Raw genomic sequence first — 25,799 nt, 5'->3', positions numbered from 1 at the left:
CGCCATGCCCGACAGCATCCTTCCCGCGCCGCTTGTCGACCTTGCCGAGCGCGTCATCATTGCCAATCGCCGCGCTGGTCGGACCATTGCCGTGGCGGAAAGCTGCACAGGTGGCCTCGTCTCCGCGGCGCTCACCGAAATCGCCGGATCGTCGGAGGTGTTCGAAGCCGGATTCATCACCTATTCCAATGACATGAAGAGCGAACTGCTCAAAGTGTCGCAAGATGTCATCGAAACCTTCGGCGCGGTTTCCATCGCCACCGCCTGGGCGATGGCGCAGGGCGCGCTCATCAAGAGCCACGCCAATGTCGCGGTCGCCATCACCGGCATTGCCGGTCCCGGCGGCGGATCGGAACAAAAGCCTGTCGGCACCGTGGTCTTCGCCCGTGCAGAACGCGGCGGCAGCCCCGACAAGGTCGTGGCCGACATGCATCATTTCGAGGATAATGGCCGGGGCGGCGTTCGCCTTCAGGCGGCGCTCTGCGCACTCGAACTGCTGCTGCCCGACTCGCCCGCGCCGTAAAGCTCCGCCGCGCGGGTCTCGAACGCGCCGATCATCTTGCGCAGCGCCTTGTCGAACACCTGGCCCGCCAGCATTTCGAACAGCTTGCTCTTGAATTCGAACTCGACTTCGAAATCCACCAGCACGCCGTCCTTGCCGTCGTCGCGGAAACTCCATTCATTGTGGAGGTGCTTCAACGGCCCGTCGAGATAATCGACGCGGACATGATCCGGCCGATGCTTATGGACGCGGGACGTGAAGCTTTCCTTGATGCCCTTGAACCCGACGATCATGTCCGCGACCATTTCGGATTCGCTGTCGGACCGGACGCGGATGGCGCTGACCCAGGGCAGGAATGCGGGATAGGCTTCGACATTCGCCACGAGGTCGAACATCTGTTCCGGTGTATAGGGCAGCGGCCTTGTCTCGTTATGCTTGGGCATCGATCTACTTGGCAGCCTTCGCCAATTGGGCCTCGCGGGCGGCGCGCATCTCGGCGAAATCCTTGCCCGCATGATAGCTGGAGCGGGTCAGCGGACTGGAAGCCACTTGAAGGAAACCCTTGGCCCGTGCGATCGCAGCATAGGCGTTGAACGCCGCCGGCGTCACGAATTCCATGACCTTGGCATGTTTGGGCGTGGGCTGAAGATATTGCCCCATGGTCAGGAAATCGATGTCGGCAGAACGCATGTCGTCCATCACCTGATGGACCTCCAGCCGCTCCTCGCCCAGCCCGAGCATGATGCCGGACTTGGTGAAGATCGACGGGTCGAGCTTCTTCACCGTCTCCAGCAGCCGCAGCGAGGCATAATAGCGCGCACCGGGCCGAATGGTCGGATAGAGCCGGGGCACCGTCTCCAGATTGTGATTATAGACGTCCGGCCGCGCCGCGACGATCATCTCGACCGCCCGCTCATGCTTGTTGCGGAAGTCGGGCGTCAGGATTTCGATCGTCGTGTCCGGAGTCGTGCGCCGCAGCGCCTCGATCACCTTCACGAACTGCGACGCGCCGCCATCGGGCAGGTCGTCGCGGTCGACCGAGGTGATGACGATATGCTCCAGCCCCATTTCCGCACAGGCATCGGCCAGATTCTGCGGCTCATTGGGATCGACCTTGCGCGGCATGCCGGTCTTGACGTTGCAGAAGGCGCAGGCCCGCGTGCAGACATCGCCCAAAATCATCACGGTAGCGTGCTTCTTGGTCCAGCATTCCCCGATATTGGGACAGGCCGCCTCCTCGCACACCGTCGCCAGCCCCTTCGCCCGCATCAGCTTGCGGGTCTCGTGATAGCCCGGGCTGGTCGGCGCCTTCACGCGAATCCAGTCGGGCTTGCGGACGCGTTCGGGACGGTTGGCGGAACGATTGTCGGGGATCGGGGCGATATCGGTCATGCGCCCCAAATAGCGATGCAAGCTCGCTCTTGCCAGCCCCATCATTGTTCGGCACAGGACAGCGCATGACTGATTTCGCCGACATGCTCGCTGGCTATCGCCGTTTCCGCAATACCGGCTGGACGCAGCAGCGCGAGCGATGGGACGATCTCAATGAAGGGCAAAGCCCGCGCGTCATGGTCATCGCCTGCTCCGACAGCCGAGTCGATCCGGCACAGATTTTCGATACCAGCCCTGGCGAGATCTTCGTTGTCCGCAACGTGGCCGCGCTGGTGCCGCCCTTCGAAACCAATCCCGGCCGCCATGGCGTGTCCGCCGCGCTGGAATTCGCGGTCCAGGTGCTCAAGGTGGGTGAAATCGTCGTCATGGGCCATGGCAAGTGCGGCGGCTGCAAGGCGGCGCTCAGCCAGGCGCTGAAGGACGCGCCCCCGGGCGAAGGCGGGTTCATCCACAACTGGATCGAACTGCTCGACGAAGCGCGGGAAAAGGTCGTGGAACGCTTCGGCGACGATCAGGGCCGCAATGCCGAACGCGCCATGGAACAGGAAGGGGTGAAGGTCAGCCTGGCCAATCTGCGTAGCTTCCCCTGCGTCCGCGCCAAGGAACGTACTGGCGAGGTCAAGCTGATCGGCGCCTTCTTCGCCATCGCCGATGGCCAGCTCCATCTGCTGGATGAGACGAGCGGCGAATTCCACCCGGCTCCGCAGGACGCCTGACATGACGGCGCCGATCCCCAGCGGCAATGTCGCCCTGCTGATCGACGCCGACAATGCTTCCGCCGACCATTTCGACCCGGTGCTGACCGTTCTGGCGGAACTGGGCACCGTCAATATCCGCCGCGCCTATGGCAATTGGAGCAAGCCCGCGCTCAAGGGCTGGGCCAGCCAGGCGGTGACGCAGGCGATAGAGACACAGCAGCAGTTCGACCTCACCAAGGGCAAGAACGCGACCGACATGAAGATGACGATCGACGCCATGGACCTGATGGCGAGCGGCCGCGTCACCGGCTTCGGCCTGATGTCGAGCGACAGCGACTTCACCCCGCTGGTGACGCGCATCCGGCAGGAGGGCATTCCGGTCTACGGCTTTGGATCGGCCAACACGCCCCAGGCCTTCCGCAGCGCCTGCACCCGCTTCATTGACGTCGGCGCGCTGACAAGCGCGCGGGAGGCGCCGGTCGAGCCTGAGGAGCCCGACGCAAACCCGGACGGCAAGACCGATGGCGCGGAGGTTGCCCCTGATCTCGTCAATCTGCTGGTGGATGCCTATAACGCCGTGAAGCGCGACGATCAGGGTTTCGCCCGCCTCAGCGAAGTCGGCCAGCTCGCCGGCAACCGCTCCAGCTTCGACACGCGCAACTATGGGTTCAAGCGGCTGTCCGACCTCGTCCGCTCCATCAAGAATTTCAAGGTGGAAAGCCGCGACGGCCAGACCTGGATCAAGCGGGTGCATTGATGGCTGTCGTGGCCCGCCATCTGATGATCCTCGGGCGGGTGCAGGGTGTGTTCTACCGCAATTGGACCGTGGAAACGGCGAGTGGGCTCGGCCTTGCAGGCTGGGTCCGCAATCGCATGGACGGCAGCGTCGAAGCGCTGGTGGAAGGGGCGGAGCAGGCGGTCGAGCGGTTCATCAGCCTGGCTCATGAAGGTCCTCCCGCAGCGCATGTGGCGCGGATCGATGCCACGGTCATCGATGTCGAGGAACTCACATCCTTCCAGAAGCGGCCGACCTGCTGATTGGCGCCGCCATCGCGGCTTGCGGCGGGAATGGGTGGATTGCTGCCATTAAGCCCCTCTCCCAGCGGGAGAGGAAGAGGCCCGCTCGGGGCAGCCGAGTGGGAAGGTGAGGGTGAGCCATTCCGCGCCGTTTCGCCCTCACCCTTCCGCCGTGCTGTGCACGGCTCCCTCCCTCTCCCGGTGGGAGGGGGCGGAATGTCTGCACCTGACCAAAACATTCCACCCCCTCCCATGGCGCAAAAAAAGGCCGATCCCATAGGGACCGGCCTGAAAGTTTTAGGAGAGGATGCCTGAAAGGCCTTCTCTATGTGCATCGCAATATATTATTTTGCAAGTGCGAAATGTGGAGCAAGGATTGCAACCATTGCAAGCCGTTCCTTGTCTCCGCATCGCACCATGCAAATCAGCGGGTCAATTTCTTATATGCCAACCGCGTAGGACGGTCCGCCGCATCGCCCAGACGGCGACGCTTGTCTTCCTCATACATTTCGAAATTGCCCTCGAACCATTCGACATGGCTGTCACCCTCGAACGCCAGGATGTGAGTCGCCAGACGGTCGAGGAAGAAGCGGTCGTGGCTGATCACCACGGCGCAGCCCGCGAAATTCTCGATGGCTTCTTCCAGCGCCGCCAGCGTTTCGACGTCAAGGTCGTTGGTCGGTTCGTCGAGCAGCAGCACATTGCCGCCCTTCTTCAGCATCTTGGCGATGTGCACGCGGTTGCGCTCACCACCCGACAGCTTGCCGACATTCTTCTGCTGGTCCTGCCCCTTGAAGTTGAAGGCCCCAACATAGGCACGGGTCGACATGTCGTGGCCGTTGACCTTCACATAGTCGAGGCCGTCGGACACTTCCTCCCAGACATTCTTCGAGGCATCGAGATGATCGCGACTCTGGTCGACATAGCCCAGCCGCACCGTCGAGCCGATATCGATCTCACCCGAATCGGGCTGCTCCTGACCGGTGATCAGCTTGAACAGGGTCGACTTGCCCGCGCCGTTCGGCCCGATCACGCCGACAATGCCGCCCGGCGGCAGCATGAAGGAGAGGTTCTCGAACAGCAGCTTGTCGCCATAGGCCTTGCTGATATTCTTCGCCTCGATCACCTTGCCGCCCAGGCGCTCAGGCACCTGGATGACGATCTGCGCCTTGCCCGGCGTGCGGTTCTCCTGGCTGGCGACCAGTTCCTCGAACTTCTTGATACGCGCCTTGGACTTGGTCTGGCGGCCCTTGGTCCCGGCCCTGATCCATTCCAGCTCGTCGTTGATCGCCTTCTGGCGGCCGGTCGCCTCGCGGTCTTCCTGCTCCAGGCGCTTGGCCTTCTTCTCCAGATAGGTGGAGTAGTTGCCCTCATAGGGGAAATATTTCCCGCGATCGAGTTCCAGGATCCAGCCGACCACATTGTCGAGGAAGTAGCGGTCGTGGGTGATCATCAGCACCGCGCCCGCATATTCCTTCAGGTGATTTTCCAGCCACTCGACGCTCTCGGCATCCAGATGGTTGGTCGGTTCGTCGAGCAGCAGGATGTCCGGCTTCTGGATCAGCAGGCGAGTGAGCGCGATGCGGCGCTTTTCACCGCCCGAAAGGCTGTCGACCGGCCAGTCCGAAGGCGGGCAGCGCAACGCTTCCATCGCGATCTCAAGCTGGTTGTCGAGCGTCCAGCCGTCCACGGCGTCGATCTGCTCCTGCAACGTGCCCATTTCCTCCATGAGCGCGTCGAAATCGACGTCTTCGGGCGGATCGGCCATAATCATGCTGATCTCGTTGAAGCGGTCCAGCTTGTCGGCGATTTCCCGCGCGCCGTCCTTGACGTTTTCCAGCACCGTCTTGCTCGGGTCGAGTTGGGGCTCCTGCGGCAGATAGCCGACCGAGATATTCTCGCCCGGCCAGGCCTCACCGCTATAATCCGTGTCGATGCCGGCCATGATCTTCATCAGGGTCGACTTGCCCGCGCCGTTGGGGCCGACGATGCCGATCTTCGCCCCGCGATAGAATTGCAGGTTGATCTGGTTGAGCACCGGCTTGGGGGCGCCGGGAAAGCTCTTGGTCATGCTCTTCATGACGAAGGCGTATTGGGACGAGGCGGACATGGCTTGAAGCAGCTCCGAAAGGACAATCGTTGGAAATTGGCGCCGGGTTAGCGGAGGCGGAACGCGTTGGCAAATGGGGGATGGCCCGCTAAGCCTTCATCCATGCAGAAAATCCGATCGGGCACGCTCGCCGCCCTTCTCCTCGGCAGCATCTCCACCCCCTCCTCCCTCCTGGCCGCGCCGTCCAGCGTCGAGACGATTCGCGTAACCGCCTTGGCGGACACGGTCGCGATGGATTTCACCGAGGGCCTCACCACCGAAGTCGGTCCCCGCCCCGCCGGCACCCCGCAGGAGGCGCGCGCCCGCGACTGGGCCGTGGCGAAGCTCAAGAGCCTCGGCTTCTCCAATGTCCGCGTCGAACCCTACACCATGCCCGTCTGGCTACGCGGCCGTGATGAAGCCCGCGTGATTTCACCCTTTCCGCAAAATCTGGTCCTCGCCGCGCTCGGCAACAGCGCTTCCACCCCGGAAAAGGGCATTGACGGCGAAGTCGTCTATTTCCCGACACTGGCCGACCTTGAAGCCGCCCCCGAAGCCAGCCTCAAGGGCAAGATCGTCTTCGTCAGCCACGCTATGCACGCGACCCAGGACGGCAGTTCCTACGGCACGTTCGGCGCCACCCGCCGTCAGGGACCGAGCATCGCTTCCAAAAAAGGCGCCATCGCCATCCTGATCCGCTCCATCGGCACCGACAATCATCGCCAGCCGCATACGGGCGTGCAGATGTGGGCCGATGGCGTGAAGCCCATTCCCGCTGCCGCGCTCAGCGTGCCCGATGCCGAACAGCTTGCCCGCATGGTCGCGCGCGGCCAGCCGGTCCGGCTGCACCTGACGCTCACCTCCAAGATGCTGAAGGACCAGCCGTCGGGCAATGTCGTCGCCGAAATCCCGGGCGGCGACCCCAAGGCAGGCGTCGTCGTCGCCGCCTGCCACCTCGACAGTTGGGATCAGGGCACCGGAGCGATCGACGACGGCGCGGGTTGCGGCATCGTCGCGGCCGCCGCGCTCCAGGCGGCCAAGGGCGGGCCGCTCCGCCGTACCATCCTCATATTGATGGCCGGCGCGGAAGAAGTCGGCGGCAATGGCGGCCGTGCCTATTATGACGCCCATGGTAGGGAGCCTCACGCCATGGCGATGGAATCGGACTTCGGCGCCGATCGTGTGTGGCGCGTCGATTTCAAGCTTCCGCAGAACCACGACGCCCTGGCCCGCCGCATCATCGCGGGCCTTGCGCCGCTCGGCATCGGCGCCAGCCGCCTGCCCGCGGGAGGAGGTTCCGACATCGAACCGCTGGTGAAGGCGGGTGTCCCCGTGGTCGATCTCCAGCAGGACGGCACGCGCTATTTCGACATTCATCACACGCCCGACGATACGCTGGACAAGATCGATCCGGCGCAACTGCAACAGAATGTTGCGGCCTGGGCGGTCGCACTTTTCGAAATCGCAAATGCGCCGGAATCGCTAGGCGTTAACTGAACTTTTATTGTAGACAACTGCTTGTCGCGTGATTCTGTCGCTTCACCGACGCAGAAAAGCATTGATTTGTGCAGCGCACACGTTAATGCGGGTCGCTCGCGTAGGTCACGAATTTAACGTGTCTGACGCGGCAAAATGCTATGGGAGCCGTACACAATGAAGAAGATCGCTGTTGTTTTCGCTTCGGCCGGCCTGCTGGCCCTCGCCGCTTGCGGTGAGAAGCCGGCCAACGAGACCGCGAACGCTTCGAACGCTGTTGTCGAGAACGTTGTCGAAAACGCTGCTAACGCTGCCGACAACGCCGCGAACGCTGCTGACAACGCCGCGAATGCTGCAAACGTTGCTGGCAACGCCGCCAACGCCAAGTAATCTTCGCTTCAGCGAGATTTTCGAAAGGGCGGATCGTCTGGGACGGTCCGCCCTTTTTATTTGGTCAAAGCCGATGCATGTCGCGCAAAACCCTGATTGACGGGGGACATGCTTCACCGCTAAGGCCCGCAAGCGCCGGGGAGTAGCGCAGTCTGGTAGCGCGCCTGCTTTGGGAGCAGGATGTCGCAGGTTCGAATCCTGTCTCCCCGACCACCATCCTGAAAAAGCGAAATGCCACCGCCGCCGGCTCCTTCCGGCAGCGATGGCATTGCTGTAGCGCGCGGCCTTGGCCGCCGTCACATATCAGAGGGCGTAATCGATCTGCGCCCAGAATTTCTTCGTATCGGCATCACCGGTGAAGCTGGCGATCCCCTTGCGCTCATAATCGGCATATTTGATCAGCGCGCTCAGATGCTTGTTCAGCTTCATCGTGACCTGCGCATTATATTCGTCGCCATAATGGATCGACAGCCGGTCGCTGCTGAAATGGTGGAAGGTGAAGGACGCCACCAGCGGCCCCGCCTTCCCGATCTTCGGCACGGTATAGCCGATCCCGGCATAATAGTCCTGGATACCGGTGCCCGGCGTGGCCAGGAACTTGTCCGCCCAGCCATTGAACTTGTGCAGCGTCGCAAAAGGCGTCTGGAAGGCGAAGCCGCCCGCAATCCCGGTGGCCCCCGCGTCGGACCCCAGCAGTTCATAGCCGCCCGTCAGCTTGAACGCGGCGACGTCCAGCCCCAGTTCTGCCGCGACATAGTCGGCCGAATAATGCACCGGATTGGTCGCATAGTCGCTCTGCCGGGCATAGCTGGCGAGGTAGCTGAGCTTCACCTTCTTCGTGAACGGCAGGGCGCCCACGAAACGCGCACCATAGGTCTGACTGCTGTTCCGGCGCAGCGCGACGACCGCCTCATCCTCGTCGACCAGATAGGCAAAACCGGTCAGCGTGCCCAGCTTGGTCTTGTAGGAGACATTGGCGAACACATCGTCGCCATCGATCTGCGTCGGCCGGTTGGCCGAGCCGAACTTGCCGCCGTCAATGCCCCAGATGGTCCGGGCGGAAATCGCATAGGTCACGTCGACCTTCAGATTCTTGACGCCCATATATTCGACGCGCACCGCATCGAAGGTCTGCTCATTCTGCCGCCAGGCGACCGAACCGACGAAACGCTGGTCGTCCAGATTGATCCGCTGGCGGCCGACCGTCACGATCAGCGGCTTGGTGCGGTACTGAAGCTGCAAACGGTTCAGCTCGACATTTTCCGGATCGGCGACGATCGGATAGAGCGTCTTCCCATTGACGCCGCTATTATAATCCTCGTCGATCGCCAGCGTGCCTTCGCCTTCGGCCAGGAAAGCGAACGGCCCCTTGGAAATCTCACCGCCTGCACGCAACCGCATCGTCACCGCATTGGCGTCGCGGCTGCTGGTGAGCGGCGCCGGACCGGCCTGATCGACCGTTTCATAACGTAGCCGCGCCTCGACGACCGGTTTGAACACCACATCCTGCGCCAGTGCCGGCACCGCGATTGCGGACAAGGCCGACGCCGACAACAGGAAAGAAACCTTCTTCATAAATCCCCCTTCATTTGCTCCCGATGGCTGTTTTGGGCCTTTCCAGAGCATCCTCTCCAAACTGGATCGTCTTGATGTTCAGGCGGCGAGCGTCGCCGGATTGCGGTAACGCTCGTGCAGGAAATGGATCACGGCCGACCGCGCCTCGGCATATTCAGCCGTATCGATCGCCTCCAACCGGTTGCGCGGCCGCGCCAGCGATACGGCCCGATCCTCTCCGATCCGTGCCGCCGGGCCGTTGGTCATCATCACCACCCGGTCGGCCAGCAGCACGGCCTCATCCACATCATGGGTGATCATCAGCACGGTGTTGTTGAGCCGCGCCTGCAAATCCATGACCACGTCCTGCAATGCCGCCCGCGTCAGCGCGTCGAGCGCACCGAAGGGCTCGTCCATCAGCAAGACGCGCGGGTTCATCGCGATGGCGCGGGCGATGCCGACACGCTGCTTCATGCCGCCGGACAGTTCGCCCGGACGTTTGGACGCGGCATGGGCCATCTGGACCAGTTCCAGATTGTGCATGACCCAATCCTTGCGTTCGGCCTTGTTCTTGCCGCCCGCCGTCTTGTCGACCGCGAGGCGCACATTTTCCTCCACCGTCAGCCAGGGCAGCAACGAATGGTCCTGGAAGACCACCGCCCGGTCCGGCCCCGGCGCATCCACGACCTGCCCATCGAGGAAGATCGCGCCCCGCGTCGGCTTGACCAGCCCCGCCACGGCATTGAGCAGCGTCGACTTGCCGCAGCCCGAATGGCCGATCAGCGCCACGAACTGGCCCTTCTCAACCTCCAGATCGATCCCGTCGAGCGCGCAGAAACGCCCGGCCTTGGTCGGAAATTCGACGGTGATGCCCTCAAGCGCGAGATAGCTGCGCTGTTTCATGACGCTGTCTCCCCATGAGCATTTTCTCTCGGAAAATGCGTCCACTAAAAACTATCCGGCGCGGCCGATGATGCGGCCCGCGAAGGAAACGATGCGATCCAGGGTGAAACCGACCATGCCGATCCAGATCAGCGCGACGATCGTGTCGGTCAGCAGCGAACTGTTGTAGCTGTCCCAGATGAAGAAGCCGACGCCGGTGCCGCCCTGCACCATTTCGGCGGCGACGATGGCGAGCCAGCTCATGCCGACGCCGATGCGAAGCCCGGTGAACATGTGCGGCACGGTGGCGGGCAGCATGATGCGTGTGAAATATTCGACCGGATTGAGCGCCAGCACCTTGGCGACATTGCGATAGGCCGCTGGAATGGTCTGCACACCCGCCGCCGTGTTCAATATGACCGGCCAGATCGCAGTGATGAAAATCAGGAAGATCGCCGATGGTTGCGCCTGCTGGAAAATCGCCAGGCTGATCGGCAGCCAGGCCAGCGGCGGCACGGTGCGCAACACCTGGAACAGCGGATCGAGCGCGCGGAAGGCAAAGACGCTCTGGCCGATCAATATGCCCAGCGCCACGCCGATCACCGCCGCGATGCTATAGCCGATCAACACGCGACTGAGGCTGGTCAGCACATGCCCGGCAATGCCGACATCGCCGCCATCCTGGATGCTGAAATGGGTCAGGCCGATATCCACGCCCTTGAACGGATGGATGATGACGTCATGGCTTTGCTCCCAGACCGCGAGCGGGCTGGGGAAAGTCGCGCTCGGCGATCCGCAGAGCAATTGCCAGAAGGCCAGCAGCACCGCGATCATCACCATGGTCGGCAGCACGCTCGCCGCCACGGACCGCGCACCCCGGACCAGCGGATGCTCCGGCGCGGCAACCGGTTCGAAGCTGCGGCGGGCGATGGCCTCTTCAGGATAGGGCACGATAACCCCCAATTCGGTGGTGGACGAAGGGGTGCCACCGGCAGAAGCCGAGGGTCCGCTGGTCTTGCTGGGCGATGACGACGCCATGCTGCTCTCCTTCCTCATCAGGCCCGCTTGATCGCCAGGCTGGCCAGATAGGCCTTGGGATTGGCGGGGTCGAAGCTCTTGCCGTCGAAGAATTTCTCGACGCCGCGACTGTCGCTGGCCGGCCCCTTGCCGCCCAGCATCGCGGCGGCCTTGCGCCAGATGTCGGACCGGTTGACCTTGGCGATCACACCCTTGGTGTCGAGCGACATGGGCAGCTTGCCCCAGCGCTGGTTCTCGGTCAGGAACCACAGGTCATGGCTCTTGTACGGGAAGCTGGCATAGCCGTTCCAGAACTTCATCTTGAACGGCGCGTTCGGATATTTCCGGCCGTCGCCCATGGTGAAATTGCCCTGCAAACGATCGGCAATGTCGGTGATCGGGCACTTCAGATAATCGCGGCCCGAAATGGCACCGGCCAGACGCGTGATATTGTTCGGATTGTCCGCCCAGCGCTGCGCTTCCAGCACCGCGGCTGTGATCGCCAGCGCCGCCTTGGGATATTTCGCCACCCAGTCGGAGCGCATCGCAAAGCTCTTTTCGGGGTGGTTCATCCACATCTGGCCGGTCGAAACGGCGGTATAGCCAAGCTGCTGCGCGACCAACTGGTCGTTCCACGGTTCACCCACGCAGAAGGCATCCATGGTATCGGCCTTCATGTTCGCGACCATCTGCGGCGGCGGAATGGTGATCAGTTCGACATCCTTGTCCGGATCGATCCCGCCCGACGCCAGCCAGTAGCGGATCCACAGGTCATGCGTGCCGCCGGGGAAGGTCATGGCCATGGTGATCTTCTTGCCCGCGCCCTTGCGCTGCGCGATCACGCCCTTCATCTTCGCGGAACTGAGGTCGGCCTTCGCCCCCAGATATTCCTTGGACACCGAAATGCCCTGGCCGTTGACATTGAGGCGGGCCAAAATGCTCATCGGCGTCGCCTTGCCGATTGTGCCCAGCGTCAGCAGATAGGGCATGGGCGTCAGGATATGCGCGCCGTCGATACCGCCACCTGCGCTGCCCAGCACCAGATTGTCGCGTGTCGCGCCCCAACTCGCCTGCTTCGCCACCTGCACATCGGGCATGCCATATTTGGCGAAAAAGCCCAGTTCCTTGGCGATGATCAGCGGCGCCGCATCGGTCAGCGCGATGAAGCCCAATTTGGCCCCGGTCACTTCCGGCCCGGTTCCCGCCGCGAATGCACCCGACGGGAACGCCTGGTGCGCCGCAGCAAACAGCGCCGCCGTACCCGACGTCTTGAGCAGTCCACGCCGGCTGACGCCGTCCGGATTATCCCCCTCTGCCATTCCCCAAAATCCTTCCCTGTCCATCATCCCGCTGCGCCAGGCGCGCAGCCAGCCATCGCCGGAAACGCATGTCCGACGTTCGAAAGTCGATGCTGAGAGCCGCCCGGCGACCTCCCGGCCGCCAGCGGAAAACCAAATAAAAAAGCCGCCTGGACGAAGGTCGTCAGACCTGTCCGGGCGGCGTCATTGCCTTATCGATCCCCTTGAGGACCGGGACCGAACTCCACCGTCATCGGTAAGTTCGACCTATGTTTCGAAGCGCCCCTGCTTCGATGCAATGCAAGCTGTCATCGAATCATTCCATGCGCAAGCAAAATTTTTGCGTTGCACAAATTGCAACTGCTCAACGATTCACGCATCCGGCGCTTAAGGGAATTTGGTGGGCCCGGCAGGACTCGAACCCGCAACCTAGCCGTTATGAGCGGCCAGCTCTAACCATTGAGCTACAGGCCCCACCGTGAAGCGATTTCCAGGCAATCACGCTCCATCAACATGCGCCCGGATAGGCAGCATCAGGCCGCTTGGCAAGCCCGTCTGCGCATCGGCACCGCGCTCAATAGCTGATCCAGCGTTGCCGCCGATATATTTCGCCGCGCCAGATGGTCGAGCACCACGTCCCACCAGCGATAAAAGGCCGTCCTGTCGCCTTCATCCCGCACATAGGGCGTATGCCCCGGCGTCAATGTCGGCGAATGGAAGCTGAAGTTCAGCACCCGCACCCCCTCCTCGATCAGCGCGTCGATCGCCTGGACTGCCTCCCGCGCGGGAATGCCTTCCGGCGTCAATGGCACCCGGCTCAACATCCGTGCCCGCGCCAGCGCGCCTGCCATCGGCCCCATGCCCTGCGCCGCGCGATAGAGGCGCTCTCCACCCCCGCGCAAAAGGCCGACAAAGGCCGTCGACAGCGGCAATTCCACCAGCGCCCGGTTCGGCCCCGTCCAATAAGGATGCTGCGGCAGTCCCTGGAAATCAGGCCCATGCTGCGCGCTATAGTCGAACCGGCTGCGCACCGAACTGTCGAGCCGGAACCCCGCCTCTTCCAGCAGCCGTGCGCTGTTCGGCCCGACGCCATAGCGCCCCGCCCGATAGGCCATGGGCCGCTGCCCGAACCGATCGGCAATGCGTTGGCACAGGACTTCCAGCTTCGCCCGTTCCACCGCTTCGGGCAAGAAACCGACATAGCTGTTCGCCGCCGTCACGTCCTCGACATGCGGCGGATTGACCCAGGGATGGAGGTGCGCACCAATATCCGCGGTCCCATCAGCCAGCCAGCGCCCCATCATGTCCACCGCGGCATCGCTGTCGACCACCGGATAATCGGTCACATAGACCGGCTTCACGCCCGCCGCCGCAAAATAGGCCTGCCCCCGCGCCATGCCGTCAATCGCCGTCACGCCATGCCGGGTCCGGCTGAACGGCGCGTCCCAGTCGAATTCCTCCTCGGTATCCACGAACAGCATGAAACGCGTGCCGAACGCCGGATCGAGCGCGATCCTGTCTTCCGCAGCAGGCGCGCGAAGCAGATTGCCGTCATGGAAAAGCCTGTCCATCCCGCTTTCCTAAGCGGCAATGGTTGCCATCGGGTTTCCCGATCCGGCCCGTCCGGGCATCAGGCGCTGCCCACTGCATCACCGGTTTCGGCCATGGCAGGCACGGCAAGCAGGAACCGCCCCGGCTCGATCTCAAGCGCCCCGCCGCATCCCGCAGCCAGGCTTCGGATCAGCCGCAGGGAAAAACCCAGTCCCAGCAAAGGGCCATCCGCCCAGTTTCCATCCGGCATATAGCCCGGATCGAGCAGCCGCTCCTCCTCCATCCCCGCCAGGCTGGACGGCCTGTCGATCGCCAGCACGACCCGTCCGTCGCCCCCGTCGGGCTGATACCAGCACGTCCCGGTCAGCGCCTCACCGGCCGGCGACACCGAAATGACGGTGCGCAGCAGATGCTGGACCATGCGCTCGCCCTGCACCGGGTCGATCCGGACCATCGGCAGGCCGCGTGCCATGGCGATGTCGATCTGCGCGCCATCCCCCTGTTCGCGGAAGCGCGTCGAGACCTGCGTCACCAGCAGCGCCGGATCGACGGCCCGCGGTGCTGACGTCCCCTCGCCGCGCGACACGCGCGCCGCCAGATCGAGATCGTCGAAGGCCGACAGCAAATGCCGTGCGTCCACGGCGATCTTGCCCGCCATGTCGCGATAGGCTTCGCCGGCGGGACCGAAAAGCTCCTGCTCGATGATCTCGGCAAAACCCAATATCGCGTTCAACGGCGTGCGCAGTTCATGCACCAGTTGCCGGATCGAGTCGGCAGAAAGGCCGGCAATCGACACCGGCTCCACTTTCGGCTCGGCTGCCACTTCATGTAGATAGGGCCGCCGCGCCTGCCCGCGATAGCCCTGGAAACGGCCCGAACGCGGATCGAAAAAGGGCGTGGCCGACAAACGCCATTCGCCCGCCATGGTGCCGCCGACGATCATGTATCGGCCGTTCTGGAATCCGCTGCGCCGCATGAAGGCGCCCGCGACATGGCCATCCGGCCCGCTGCCGCCCTCCAGCGCCGTTTCGTTGAGGGCCAGCCCGATCAGCGCCGCGCGCGGCCCTTGATCCACCCATATGATCGTACCGGCCGCATCCGTTTCGAAAGCGAAGGCGCGCGGTCCCACGGCTTCCTCGCGCCGCGGCGCCTCGGTCGGTTCTCCGGCCCGGCGCGCACTGGTGAAACGTGCGATCCGGTCGACCAGATTGCGAATCTGGCTCTGATCCTCTCCCGCTTCCTCTGTCTGGACGCTCGCCCGCGCTTCCTCCGCTGCGATGGGCGAAGGCGCGATCATCGCCTCCGTCAGCAGCATATCCTCCTGCTGCTCCACCTCGACCGCGCTGGTCAGCACCAGGTCGGTCGCGCCAAAGGCCTCCAGCCCCTGAAGCGTCGCCGCGCCCAGATCGCGCCGCGCGCGCAGCACCCCGCGCGCCGTCGGGGTCAGTCGCGGCAGCATCTCCACCCATGCCTCGTCCGGCAGTTTTGCGCGGGACATGGCCGCCGCCGCAATGGCCGGCCGGTCGCTCGCGAAGAATTCGACCAGCGTAGGCGACCGCAGCCGCCCGCCCAGTTCCACCACCGTCGCGATGCGCTGCGTTTCCGACAGTTTCGGCAGCAGCGCGGTCATGCGCTCCAGCAGCGCCGTCCGCTCGGCCGGGGACATGATTTCCCGGCCATGACGGTCATTTTGCGCCAGCAGATCCACGCATTGCCGCCACAGCGTCACGGCGCCAAGGCCGCTCCTGCTTTCCGCGGCGAGAACCGTCTGCATGAGATCGTTGAAGCGCACCCATATTCCCCATATTGGCCCCCGGCGCAGCGCTGAAAAACCATTCGCCGAAGGGATCGTTACACAGGGATAATGCTTCCCGGCCCAAAGGGGAAGGGGCGCGAACGGGTTCTTATCTGAACGTCGCATAGTGGGACAATTGCATTGTCCTGAAATATTATTATGGTAACGCCATATTAACAGGCAAGGAAATAAGCGGAATAATGGCCGGCCCTAATATCGACGATATCGACCTCCAGATCCTGGGTGAATTGCAGGGCGACGGCAGGATGACCAATGTGGAGTTGGCCCGAAAGGTGGGGCTGACCGCTCCTCCCTGCCTGCGTCGTGTCCGCGCGTTGGAGGAAAGCGGCGCCATCAATTCCTATCACGCCGTCGTGAACCCCTCGATGCTGGGATATACCATCACGGTCTTCGCCATGGTCAGCCTGAAAAGCCAGGCCGAAGCCGACCTCAAGGCGTTCGAGGATCATATCGCCACCCTGCCCGAAGTCCGGGAATGCTACATGCTGAACGGCGAAATCGACTTCATCCTGAAGGTCGTGGCGAAGGATCTTCAGAGCTTCCAGCAATTCCTGACATCGAAACTGACCCCCGCGCCCAATGTGGTGAGCGTGAAGACATCCCTGACGATCCGCACGTCAAAAAGCCTGCCGGGCGTGCCGCTTCCGGTCTGAAAATGACGCCAAGGCTGGATCAGTCGAACGTTGGCGTGCGATCAATCACGCCAACGGAGGCCGGAGCCTCAGGATCGCATGTCATCTCCTGAGATACCGGCTTTCGCTGACGTGACGAAAAATCGCCCAAGGCCCTCCAGGACCATTGGCATGCCTTGCCTTCAGCTCGCTGGCACGGCAATCGGCTTGAACGCCGTCTTCCGGCTCTGCTGATCGACCCAGACCGACCAGAAACCCGCGACATTCGCCCAGTTGCCCGTCGTCACCTGGCCCAGCGCCGCTTTGGCTCCGGCCAGATCGCCCGAACGCGCCAGCGCCACGCCCAGACGCGCATTGCCCTTGGCCGTGTCGACCCCGCCCTTGGCCAAAGCCAGCCGATATTGCTCGACCGCCTGCGGATATTGCCCCAGCGAGACATAGATATCCCCCACCGTCATCGCGGCAGAGCCATCCTTGGCCGATGCCGCCTTCTTCGCCGCAGCCGGCAGGCCAGCGATCTCCTTGACCGCCTTGGGCGTCGCGGTCTTCATGAGACCCGCCGTGACCGCCTGTGTCGGGGTGAGCTTGCCCGCCGAGCGTCCGGCCACGATGATCGCCTTGGTCTCGGCGCTATATCCCGTCTTGTCCGCCAATTGCGCATAGGCCTGGTAATCGCGCTCGCTCGCCATGGCGCCATTGGCCGCCTGCAAGCGATAGAGGTCGAGCTGCACCTGGGCGTCCATGCCCGGCGCCGTCAGGTAATTGGCGAGCGCCGTCCGCCATTCTCCGGCCGAATCATAATGGCCCAAACGTTCGCGATAGAGCGCACCGACCTCGCTCCAGTCCCCCGCCTGATAAGCCATGGAGATCGCCCGGTCATACCAGGCCGCCGGGACCGGCTGTCCCGCCGCCCGCTGCCGAGCCAGCGCCTCCTGTACGAAGCTGCGCGCCTCCTTCGCCTTGTTCCTTCGCAGTGCGATGTCCGCGCGCAACATGGTCGCATCCATCGGGTCGTAACCCAGCGTCTTGGCGTAATCGAGCTGGGCATTGGCGTCGTCATAATTGCCGACGATGAAGGACAGATAGCCCGCGACATAGCGCAGACGCGGCATGTCCGTCTTGGGCACGGAGGCGGTCTTGAACATGTCGTTCAGCGCCACCCGCTGCGCCTGCCGGTCGACCTTCAGCACCGCCAGCTCGAACCGGAGCCCGGCCGCCACATAATTTTCGAAATCGCTGACCGGCATCAGCCCGGAGATCTGCGACTGCGCGGCCGCGACATTACCCGCCTTGATCGCACTGTCCGCCGCCTGCGTCGCCGCGCGGAAACCGTCCGACATCTCGATCGCCGGCCCCACCGCGACCGGTTTCTTGGCAAAGGCCGGCGTCGCAGCGAACAGCGCCGCCCCCGCCAATAGGCCACAGGTCAAAATTGAATGTCGCATCATGGCCATGTCAGCCATCCCCCTTGTCGACCGGTGCGGACCGGCGCGTCATCATGTTCAAAACAGGAAAAGGCGCGCCATCCCCATGGACGGCGCGCCATAACCAACTGAAAAATCAGGCCTTGGTGGCGAGATAGGCAAGCCACAGGTCGGCGATCTGCTTGCGCGAACCGGCCTGCACCGACTGGAACGCCGCCTTGGCCGATACATTGTCGCCACCCAGCGCCTTGGCGATGCCCATGCGGGTGTTGATCTCATCGGCATCGACACCACCCTTCTGCTTGGCGAGTTCGAACATCGCCGACGCCTTGGCATAGTCGCCATAGCCCAGATAGGCATCCGCCGTCGCCGCCGCGATCTTGCCATTGGCGGCCTTCTTGGCGTCAGCCTCCGCCGAACCCAGCGAGCCCTTGTCGCCCGCGATCTTCGCCACGGCCGGCTGATACAGGTCGCCGCCCTGGCTGGCGTTCAGCACGCCTTTGCTGCGGCCCGCGTCGATCGCGGACTTCACTTCGCCGTAAATGCCGGTCTTCGACGCCATTTCGGCATATTCCAGATAATCCTGCGCCAGCACCAACCCGCCGGAGGTCGCCATCAGGCGCAGCACATCCAGATTTTCACGGTTGGAGATGTTCGGATTGGCCTGCTGGAACAGGCGGACCAGCGTCCGGAGGTTTTCGCCATTGGGGGCCGCCTGATAGGCCTGCTTCGCCCATTCGGTGACTTCCGGCAGCTTGGCGGTCGCGGCGCGGCTGACGCCGATCTGATACCATTGCGCCGGCACCTGTCCACCCGCCGCCTTGGTCGCGTCCGCCGCGGCCTTCAGCGCGGCCAGCCCCTGCTGGTTCAGGCTGCGCTGCGGTTCGACGGAGGGATTGGCCGTGCCCGCCTTGCCGAAATAGGCCTGGGCCAACGTCACATTCACCGCCTCGGCCTTGTAACCGGCGGCGGCCGCCGCCTTGGCGCGCGTAATCGCCAGATCGTAATTCTTCGCCTGCAACGCCTGGTCGGCGGCCACGGCGTTGAACTGGCCGGCCTGTTCCGGCGGGGTCAGGCCGCTGTCCAGCATCTGGGTCAGCGCCTCGCTCTGCATCGCCGCATCCTTGCTGGTGATGGAGGTGTTCAGCTTGATCGCGCCGATCTGATATTTGTCGTCATTCGACTTCGCCTTGCTGTCGGCATCCGCCAGCGCCGCCTTGGCGCCTGCGAAATCCTGCTTCTCGGCAGCCTGCTGCGCGGTCTGGAGCGCCTTCACCACGTCGGGCGACACGTTCAGCTTGGGCGCGCTGCCCTTCTTCTCTTCCTTCTTGGCCGCGAAGGCCGGAGCCGAAACGGCGCCGCCGGCCAGCGCGAGAGTCAGCGCGAGCGCCACGGGTGTAACAAAACGCATGTTCATCTTCTCCTCTGCGCCCTGGGGACAGGCGGCCCTTGTGTAACGCCGATTAGGGGGCGGCGCGTGAATAACGTTTGAACAGCCTATATGCACCAGTTGACCGCCTGTCAGCCCCAAGGAACGGATCACACGAAACAATCTGGCGCACCGATCATGCGCTTCATGGCCCATACCGTTCGTTTTCGTCGCGTGCGCGCGTGCGCGCGAGGGGTGACAATATTGTTTCGCTCCGCTAGTGCATGGTCGACAACATACACTCACCAAAAAAGAGAATCGATTTGACCGACGAGACTGCCCTCGCCGACCCCTCGGACATCAGCCCCATCTCCATCGTCGACGAGATGAAGGCGAGCTATCTCGACTATGCCATGTCGGTCATCGTCGCCCGCGCCCTGCCGGACGTGCGCGACGGGTTGAAGCCGGTGCACCGCCGCATTCTCTTCTCGGCCCATGAATCGGGCTTCACCCACAACAAGCCCTATCGCAAATCGGCGCGCATCGTCGGTGACGTGATCGGTAAATATCACCCCCATGGCGACAGCGCGATCTATGACGCATTGGCGCGCATGACCCAGGACTGGTCGATGCGCGTGCCGCTGATCGACGGCCAGGGGAACTTCGGTTCCATGGACCCCGATCCGCCGGCCGCCATGCGCTACACCGAAGCGCGCCTCGCCAAGGTCACGAACGCGCTGCTGGACGATCTCGACAAGGACACCGTCGACTTCCAGCCCAATTACGACGCCTCGGAAAGCGAGCCGCAGGTCCTGCCCGCGCGCTTCCCCAACCTGCTGGTCAACGGCGCGGGCGGCATCGCGGTCGGCATGGCGACCAACATCCCGCCGCACAATCTGGGCGAAGTGATCCGCGCCTGCCTCGCCTATATCGACAATACGGGCATCACCATTGACGAGCTGATCCAGATCGTCCCCGGTCCCGATTTCCCGACCGCCCCGCTGATCCTCGGCCAGTCCGGTGCGCGCAGCGCCTATCATACCGGCCGCGGCTCGATCATGATGCGCTCGCGCCACGAGATCGAGGAAGGACGCGGCGACCGCCGCTCCATCGTCCTGACCGCCATCCCCTATCAGGTCGGCAAGAACGGCCTGGTCGAAAAGATCGCCGAAGCCGCCAAGGACAAGCGGATCGAGGGCATCAGCGACATCCGCGACGAATCGAGCCGCGAAGGCGTGCGCATCGTCATGGACCTGAAGCGCGACGCCACCCCCGAAGTCGTCCTGAACCAGCTCTGGCGCAATACCCCCGCCCAGTCGAGCTTCCCGGCCAACATGCTCGCCATTCGCGGCGGCCGCCCGGAACTGCTCAACATCCGCGACATCATCGAGGCGTTCGTCCGCTTCCGCGAAGAGGTCATCACCCGCCGCACCAAATATGAGCTCAACAAGGCCCGCGACCGCGCGCATATCTTGCTGGGCCTCGTCATCGCGGTCACCAACCTCGACGAAGTCGTCCGCATCATCCGTGGCTCGGCCAGCCCGGCCGAAGCCCGCGAAACCCTGCTCGCCCGCGAATGGCCGGTGGCGGAGATCGCGCCTTACTTGAAGCTGGTCGAAGCCATCGAGACCGAGGCGTCCGGCGACACCTATCGCCTGAGCGACACGCAGGTCCGCGCCATACTCGACCTGCGCCTGCACCGCCTGACCGCGCTGGGCCGCGACGAAATCGGCAATGAACTGGCGGAACTCGCCGCCGCCATCGCCGAATATCTCGCCATCCTGGGCGACCGCGTGAAGCTCTACGCGGTGATGCGCGAGGAGTTCGAGGCGATCGAACGCGACTTCGCCACCCCGCGCCTGTCGGAAATCACCGCCGCCGCCGACGGCATCGATGACGAAGACCTGATCGAGCGCGAGGAGATGGTCGTCACCGTCACCGTGCAGGGCTATATCAAGCGCACCCCGCTCGAAAGCTTCCGCGCCCAGGCACGCGGCGGCAAGGGCCGCTCCGGCATGGCGACCAAGGATGAGGACGCCGTCACCGAACTGTTCGTGACCTCCACCCACACGCCGGTCCTGTTCTTCTCCACCGCTGGCAAGGTCTATCGCCTCAAGGTCTGGCGCCTGCCCGAAGGCGGCCCGGCCACGCGCGGCCGCCCGATGGTGAACCTGCTCCCCTTAAGCCCTGGCGAGACGATTCAGACCGTCCTGCCGCTGCCGGAGGATGAGGAAAGCTGGAAGGACCTGCACGTCATGTTCGCGACCGCGAACGGCACGGTCCGCCGCAACAGCATGGACGCCTTCGCCAACATCCCGTCGAACGGCAAGATCGCCATGCGCTTCGACGATGAAAGCACCGACCGGCTGATCGGCGTGGCGCTGCTGACCGAAGAGGATGACGTCCTGCTCGCCACCCGCCAAGGCAAGGCGATCCGCTTCCAGGCGACCGACGTGCGCGAATTTCAGAGCCGCACCTCGACCGGCGTGCGCGGCATGACGCTCAAGGGCGATGATGAAGTGATCTCGCTCTCCGTCCTGCACCGTGCTGGCATCAGGGATCAGGAAGAACGCGACGACTATCTCCGCTTCGCCCCATGGAAGGCGGAGAAGGAAGGTTCGCCGCAGATGAGCGAGGAACGCTTCGCCGAACTACAGGCGAAGGAGCAGTTCATCCTCACCGTCTGCGCCAATGGCTATGGCAAGCTGTCCTCGGCCTATGACTATCGCCGCACCGGTCGCGGTGGTCAGGGTATCACGAACATCGACAATATCGGCCGCAACGGCCCGGTCGTCGCCAGCTTCCCCGCGACACAGGCGGACCAGTTGATGCTCGTCACCGATCAGGCGAAACTGATCCGCATGGGCCTCGACAGCCTGCGCGTCATCGGCCGCAGCTCGGCCGGCGTGCGCCTGTTCAACGTGTCCGACGACGAACATGTCGTCAGCGCCGCGAAGATCGAGGAAAGCGACGAAGCCGAAGAGGCAGGGGAAGCTGGTTTGGATATTGGGGAAGCGTGACCGACCTCTTCGCCTACAAGATCCTGACCAAGGATCAGTATGACCAGCTCAAGACCGACGGCGTGTTCAAGGGCGCGCCCGTCGATCTGGCCGACGGCTACATCCACATGTCGACCCGCGAGCAGGCGGCTGAAACCGCCGCCAGGCATTTCGCGGGACAGGACAATCTGGTGATGGTGATGGTCGACCTCGCCCCCTTCGGCGACGCGATCAAATGGGAGGAGTCACGCGGCGGCGCCCTCTTCCCCCATCTTTATGGCGATCTCCCCCTCAGCGCTGTGGCGGGCAAGGTCGTCCTGCGGCTGGACGAACAGGGCGAACATCTCTTCCCCGCGGGTTTCTGACCCGACAGGACGCCGCAAAAAGGCCGGTCAGCCAGCCAGAAGCGTCGCGGTACAGGCCGAACTGCGCCGCCGGAGGATCAACAGAACGTCATCGAGCAACCGGCCCGGCGCAGACCGCGCTTCGGGCGCGGCATTGTTGAGAAACATCCGGGCGGATCGATGGGACAGCGGCGGCGCCCATCCCTGCTCCGTGCGCTCGACATAGACATTCTTGACGACGTACAAAGCCTCGATCAGACGACGCTCATATTGCGGAAAAAGACGCCGGTCCCCAGCGATGGCCAATGCCCTGATCTTGCGCTTGTGCAGCCAGAACAGCACGCTTCGCGTCAGGCCAGGACGCATATTCATCAACCCGATATGCACGGACCACAGGATGAAGAGAAAGCATTCACGGCTCGTCTCCTCCGACACCGCCCATCCCTCGCGATCGAGAATGCTCCGGATTTCCTTTCGAAGCAGATCGACCTGATCTTCGACCAGTGGCGGCATGCGTCGCCACAAGCGCACAATGTTCATGGTTACTCCCGGCGTCGCGTCGAGCCATCGCACGTACAAAAATGCCGGGCGAATGCAAGCGCTCCGGCGTTCTGGCACGACGAACCGCCGAAATCCGCTATTCCACCTTCATCATCCGCACGACCTTCCCGCCCCTCACCCAATAATCAAACCCACCCCACCTGATCCGCCGCGATCCAGCCGCCACCAGTTGCATCCCCCAATGCGCCCAGCATACCGCAAAGGGCGCCAGCACATCCCACCATAGCGACCGCCGTGCTGCCCGCGCCTGCCCCGGCTCCACAACGCCCGCGATAATCCGCCACCGCACCAGCGCCCGCCCCACGGCCGCACCATAACCCACGGCCACAGCGACCCAGCCACCCCAGCCCAGGGCCCAGACCCAACCGAGCGCCTGCACCCCCACCACAACACAAGCCACCTTCCACATGCCCGCACTGTTGGTCAGGATATGCCGATACTGCCGCACGCCGAAGGCCATCGCCCCGCGCCCCGCCAGCGGCGAAGCCACCAGCAAGTCCCGCACGGGCCGCAACCGCAGCTTCGCCCGCCATCCGGCCAGCCCCATCGCCATGTCGTCGGACAAGCGCCCCGCCAGAGCCGCATCCAGATCCAGCCGCTCCGCCACCTCCCGCGTCAGCGCCATGGCACCGCCCCAGGGCATCGTCGCACTCGCAGCCCGCGGCAGGGTCGCAAGCTGCATCTCCACCGCCCCACCAGCGCGGCCATCGCGCTCGCCTCGGGCAGGAGCAACCGATATCCGGTCACGATATCCGCCTTCCCTCGCACCAGAGGAAAGAGCAATCGCCCAACCAGCCTTGCCGGAGGCTCGATATCCGCGTCCACGAACACCAGATAGCGGTCCCCTTCGCGCAAGGCCCGCAACGCCGCCCGCAATTTATGGACCTTCTGCCCTTCATCGCTGGCCACCCCGGCACGAACGATCTGCGCCCACTCCCCCTCGCGCGCGGCCAGAGCCTCTGCCGCCGCGCATTCGCCCGAGGTTGCGATCAGCAGCCGGAATCGCGCCGTCTGCGCCTTCATCCGGGCGATCAACGCCGCCCCGCCGTCCCAATCGTCCCGCACCGACAACAGCATGACGACGCCCTCGGGTGCTTCCTCCTGCCGGTCCACCGGCAGATGCCGCCAATAATTCAGCACCCCCAGCAACGTCAGCGCCTGAAGGACCAGCCACAACCAGATCATCGCCAATTTCCAAGCCCTTTACCGCCCCGCCCGCTGCTGTATGACGGCAGGCGCGATGCTCTCCAACCCCTTTCTCTTCACCCTGCTCCGCATCCTTCCCGCATCCCTCGCCTCATGGCTGGGCGGCTGGCTATCGGCGAATGTCGCCCGCAAGACCATGAAATTGCGCGACCGGCGGGCCCGCGCCAATCTTGCCCTGCTCCGCCCCGATCTGGACGAACCCACCCGAGAAGCGATGCTCACCCGCCGCTGGCTCAACCTCGGCCGCACGATGGCGGAACTGACCAATATCGACCGGCTGATCGACAACGGCCATGTCACGGTGGAGGATGCGGAGGGCTATCGGCAAGTTCTCGATGGTCCTGGACCGATGATCGCACTGGCGGTGCATCTGGGAAATTGGGACCTGCTCGCCGCCCATATCAAGGCATCCACCGATCGCCCCGGCCTCGGCATCTACGACCCGCCCGAAAACCCGGATCAGGCCGCCATGCTCAAGCGCGCCCGCTCCAGCTACATGGGCGAAGCGATCACCGGCGAAGGTGCCGCCCGAGGCATCCTCAAGCATCTCACGACCAAAGACCGCGCCACCCTCTACATCCTGCTGGACGAGCGCCGCGACCGGCAGGTCTGGTTCCCCCGCTTCGGCCGCGATCTGCCGCCATCGGGCAATCTTTCCGTCGCGCTCCGCCTCGCGCGCAAGGTCGGCGCAACGTTCCTTCCCTTCTACATGGTTCGCACCCAGGGGCCGCACTTCCGCGTCCACTGGCACCCGCCGCTCGACCCTGCGGCATTGACCGACGATCAGATCCTGGATCAGATCGACGTCTTCCTCGGCAAGGCCTGCATCGATCATGCCGACCAATGGCTGGCGCTCCACGACATGGACCTCAGCGCGCCAACCGCCTAAAGCGCCCGCCATGCTTCAATCGACGTCCCGACTCGCCATCAAGATTTGCGGCCTTTCGACGCCGGACACCGTGGGTGCCGCCATGCGCGGGGGCGCCACGCATCTGGGCTTCGTCCATTTCCCCAAAAGCCCGCGCCATGTCGAAGCGGACCAGTTGCGCGCCCTCGCCGCGCCGGTGCCTGCGCATATCGAGCGTGTCGCCGTCCTCGTCGATCCAAGCGATGAAATCCTGACCGAACTCTCGGCTACCCAAGCCCTCACCGCGCTCCAACTGCACGGCAAGGAAAGCCCCGAACGCGCGGCCGCCATCCGTCAGCGCTTCACCATCCCGGTCTGGAAAGCCATTTCCGTCAAGACCCGCGCCGACATAGACGCCGCCAAGGCCTATAATGGCGCCGCCGACTTCCTCCTCTTCGACGCCAAGACCCCGGAAGGCGCGGCGCTTCCCGGCGGCATGGGCCTGCGTTTCGACTGGACGCTGCTACGCGGCGCACCCCTTTCCACGCCCTGGGGCCTCTCGGGCGGCCTTGGCATCGACAATGTGGCCGAGGCCATCCGCATCACCGGCGCTCCGCTGGTCGATGTTTCCTCCGGCGTCGAAAGCGCGCCGGGCATCAAGAGTGTGGACAAGATCATGGCCTTCTGCAATGCGGCGTCCTCATGAGGCAGCACAGCAGCACACGATGGCGTTGA

General features: G+C 63.8%; 23 protein-coding genes, 2 tRNA genes and 1 pseudogene. 12 read left to right on the top strand and 14 right to left on the bottom strand.

The features are described 5' to 3' along the window. The first annotated feature begins 4 nt into the window (after positions 1-4). Complete coding sequence (locus YP76_RS06560) at positions 5-523, top strand: CinA family protein (RefSeq protein ID WP_046762811.1); 519 nt, start codon at positions 5-7, stop codon at positions 521-523. Here YP76_RS06560 and YP76_RS06555 read toward each other — a convergent pair. Together YP76_RS06555 and lipA are read right to left on the bottom strand one after the other, a co-directional pair. Then, positions 469-945, bottom strand: a complete 477-nt coding sequence (locus YP76_RS06555; protein WP_046762810.1) for a type II toxin-antitoxin system RatA family toxin — start codon at positions 943-945, stop codon at positions 469-471. The genes YP76_RS06560 and YP76_RS06555 overlap by 55 nt on opposite strands. 4 nt (positions 946-949) lie before the next feature. Next, entirely contained in the window at positions 950-1,939 is a 990-nt protein-coding gene (lipA, locus tag YP76_RS06550) for a lipoyl synthase (protein ID WP_046762809.1), read from the bottom strand. A gap of 20 nt (positions 1,940-1,959) precedes the next feature. Here lipA and YP76_RS06545 point away from each other — a divergent pair, with 20 nt between their 5' ends. From YP76_RS06545 to YP76_RS06535, 3 genes are read left to right on the top strand one after another with little or no spacing between them, the layout of a single operon-like run. Next, positions 1,960-2,610, top strand: coding sequence for a carbonic anhydrase (locus YP76_RS06545; protein WP_046762808.1), 651 nt, complete (start codon positions 1,960-1,962; stop codon positions 2,608-2,610). Between the two features lies 1 nt (position 2,611). Continuing rightward, positions 2,612-3,349, top strand: coding sequence for an NYN domain-containing protein (locus YP76_RS06540; protein WP_046762807.1), 738 nt, complete (start codon positions 2,612-2,614; stop codon positions 3,347-3,349). Next, positions 3,349-3,630, top strand: a complete 282-nt coding sequence (locus YP76_RS06535; RefSeq protein ID WP_046762806.1) for an acylphosphatase — start codon at positions 3,349-3,351, stop codon at positions 3,628-3,630. Before YP76_RS06540 ends, YP76_RS06535 begins: the two co-directional genes overlap by 1 nt. A 403-nt stretch (positions 3,631-4,033) precedes the next feature. Here YP76_RS06535 and ettA read toward each other — a convergent pair whose 3' ends face one another. Then, positions 4,034-5,719, bottom strand: coding sequence for an energy-dependent translational throttle protein EttA (gene ettA / locus YP76_RS06530; RefSeq protein ID WP_046762805.1), 1,686 nt, complete (start codon positions 5,717-5,719; stop codon positions 4,034-4,036). A 102-nt stretch (positions 5,720-5,821) separates the two neighbouring features. On the opposite strand from ettA, the gene YP76_RS06525 reads away from it, so the two are divergent. The 3 genes from YP76_RS06525 (at position 5,822) to YP76_RS06515 (ending at position 7,777) form a co-directional block, all read left to right on the top strand. Continuing rightward, a complete protein-coding gene (locus YP76_RS06525; protein ID WP_046762804.1) occupies positions 5,822-7,195 on the top strand; it encodes a M28 family peptidase in 1,374 nt (457 codons plus the stop codon). 156 nt (positions 7,196-7,351) lie between these two features. Continuing rightward, entirely contained in the window at positions 7,352-7,564 is a 213-nt protein-coding gene (locus YP76_RS06520; RefSeq protein WP_046762803.1) for a hypothetical protein, read from the top strand. Between the two features lie 136 nt (positions 7,565-7,700). Continuing rightward, positions 7,701-7,777, top strand: a tRNA-Pro gene (locus YP76_RS06515). Between the two features lie 90 nt (positions 7,778-7,867). Here the strand turns inward: YP76_RS06515 and YP76_RS06510 are convergent. The 7 genes from YP76_RS06510 to YP76_RS06480 form a co-directional block, all read right to left on the bottom strand. Then, entirely contained in the window at positions 7,868-9,139 is a 1,272-nt protein-coding gene (locus tag YP76_RS06510; RefSeq protein ID WP_046762802.1) for an alginate export family protein, read from the bottom strand. Between the two features lie 78 nt (positions 9,140-9,217). Further along, entirely contained in the window at positions 9,218-10,021 is an 804-nt protein-coding gene (locus tag YP76_RS06505; protein ID WP_046762801.1) for an ABC transporter ATP-binding protein, read from the bottom strand. Between the two features lie 51 nt (positions 10,022-10,072). After that, positions 10,073-11,038, bottom strand: coding sequence for a nitrate ABC transporter permease (gene ntrB / locus YP76_RS06500; protein WP_232307468.1), 966 nt, complete (start codon positions 11,036-11,038; stop codon positions 10,073-10,075). Between the two features lie 17 nt (positions 11,039-11,055). Next, positions 11,056-12,336 carry a CmpA/NrtA family ABC transporter substrate-binding protein gene (locus tag YP76_RS06495; RefSeq protein ID WP_046762799.1) on the bottom strand — a complete coding sequence of 427 codons (1,281 nt, stop codon included), beginning with the start codon at positions 12,334-12,336 and terminating at the stop codon, positions 11,056-11,058. A gap of 377 nt (positions 12,337-12,713) precedes the next feature. Beyond that, a tRNA-Ile gene (locus tag YP76_RS06490) sits at positions 12,714-12,789 on the bottom strand. Between the two features lie 59 nt (positions 12,790-12,848). Next, positions 12,849-13,886: a polysaccharide deacetylase family protein gene (locus YP76_RS06485; protein ID WP_046762798.1), complete on the bottom strand. Its 1,038-nt coding sequence runs from the start codon at positions 13,884-13,886 to the stop codon at positions 12,849-12,851. Between the two features lie 59 nt (positions 13,887-13,945). Further along, on the bottom strand, positions 13,946-15,658 hold the full coding sequence (locus YP76_RS06480) for a sensor histidine kinase (RefSeq protein WP_046762797.1): 1,713 nt from the start codon (positions 15,656-15,658) through the stop codon (positions 13,946-13,948). Between the two features lie 203 nt (positions 15,659-15,861). Between YP76_RS06480 and YP76_RS06475 the strand changes: the two genes are divergently transcribed. Beyond that, positions 15,862-16,335 (top strand): Lrp/AsnC family transcriptional regulator, encoded by a 474-nt coding sequence (locus tag YP76_RS06475; protein ID WP_046762796.1) that lies wholly within the window; start codon positions 15,862-15,864, stop codon positions 16,333-16,335. Positions 16,336-16,496: 161 nt separating this feature from the next. Here YP76_RS06475 and YP76_RS06470 read toward each other — a convergent pair whose 3' ends face one another. Continuing rightward, positions 16,497-17,768: a tetratricopeptide repeat protein gene (locus YP76_RS06470; protein ID WP_046762795.1), complete on the bottom strand. Its 1,272-nt coding sequence runs from the start codon at positions 17,766-17,768 to the stop codon at positions 16,497-16,499. Between the two features lie 106 nt (positions 17,769-17,874). Then, positions 17,875-19,155 carry a hypothetical protein gene (locus YP76_RS06465; RefSeq protein WP_046762794.1) on the bottom strand — a complete coding sequence of 427 codons (1,281 nt, stop codon included), beginning with the start codon at positions 19,153-19,155 and terminating at the stop codon, positions 17,875-17,877. Positions 19,156-19,430: 275 nt separating this feature from the next. Here YP76_RS06465 and gyrA point away from each other — a divergent pair, with 275 nt between their 5' ends. Beyond that, positions 19,431-22,127, top strand: a complete 2,697-nt coding sequence (gyrA, locus tag YP76_RS06460; RefSeq protein ID WP_046762793.1) for a DNA gyrase subunit A — start codon at positions 19,431-19,433, stop codon at positions 22,125-22,127. Continuing rightward, positions 22,124-22,471 (top strand): DUF952 domain-containing protein, encoded by a 348-nt coding sequence (locus tag YP76_RS06455; protein ID WP_046762792.1) that lies wholly within the window; start codon positions 22,124-22,126, stop codon positions 22,469-22,471. Before gyrA ends, YP76_RS06455 begins: the two co-directional genes overlap by 4 nt. A gap of 27 nt (positions 22,472-22,498) precedes the next feature. Here YP76_RS06455 and YP76_RS06450 read toward each other — a convergent pair whose 3' ends face one another. Together YP76_RS06450 and YP76_RS06445 are read right to left on the bottom strand one after the other, a co-directional pair. Continuing rightward, positions 22,499-22,990: a hypothetical protein gene (locus YP76_RS06450; protein WP_046762791.1), complete on the bottom strand. Its 492-nt coding sequence runs from the start codon at positions 22,988-22,990 to the stop codon at positions 22,499-22,501. A gap of 97 nt (positions 22,991-23,087) precedes the next feature. Beyond that, a pseudogene (locus YP76_RS06445) lies at positions 23,088-24,196 on the bottom strand (glycosyltransferase). A gap of 55 nt (positions 24,197-24,251) precedes the next feature. Here YP76_RS06445 and YP76_RS06440 point away from each other — a divergent pair. Continuing rightward, positions 24,252-25,106 carry a lysophospholipid acyltransferase family protein gene (locus YP76_RS06440; protein ID WP_046763251.1) on the top strand — a complete coding sequence of 285 codons (855 nt, stop codon included), beginning with the start codon at positions 24,252-24,254 and terminating at the stop codon, positions 25,104-25,106. Between the two features lie 10 nt (positions 25,107-25,116). Beyond that, the gene (locus YP76_RS06435) at positions 25,117-25,770 is read left to right on the top strand and encodes a phosphoribosylanthranilate isomerase (RefSeq protein WP_046762790.1); all 654 of its coding nucleotides are present in this window, start codon (positions 25,117-25,119) and stop codon (positions 25,768-25,770) included. The last annotated feature ends 29 nt before the right edge of the window (positions 25,771-25,799 follow it).

The sequence above is a fragment of the Sphingobium chungbukense genome (assembly GCF_001005725.1).
GTDB classification, from domain to species: domain Bacteria; phylum Pseudomonadota; class Alphaproteobacteria; order Sphingomonadales; family Sphingomonadaceae; genus Sphingobium; species Sphingobium chungbukense.
The sequence above is the reverse complement of the archived record's forward strand: the minus strand, read 5'-3'. Positions and strand labels throughout refer to the sequence as shown.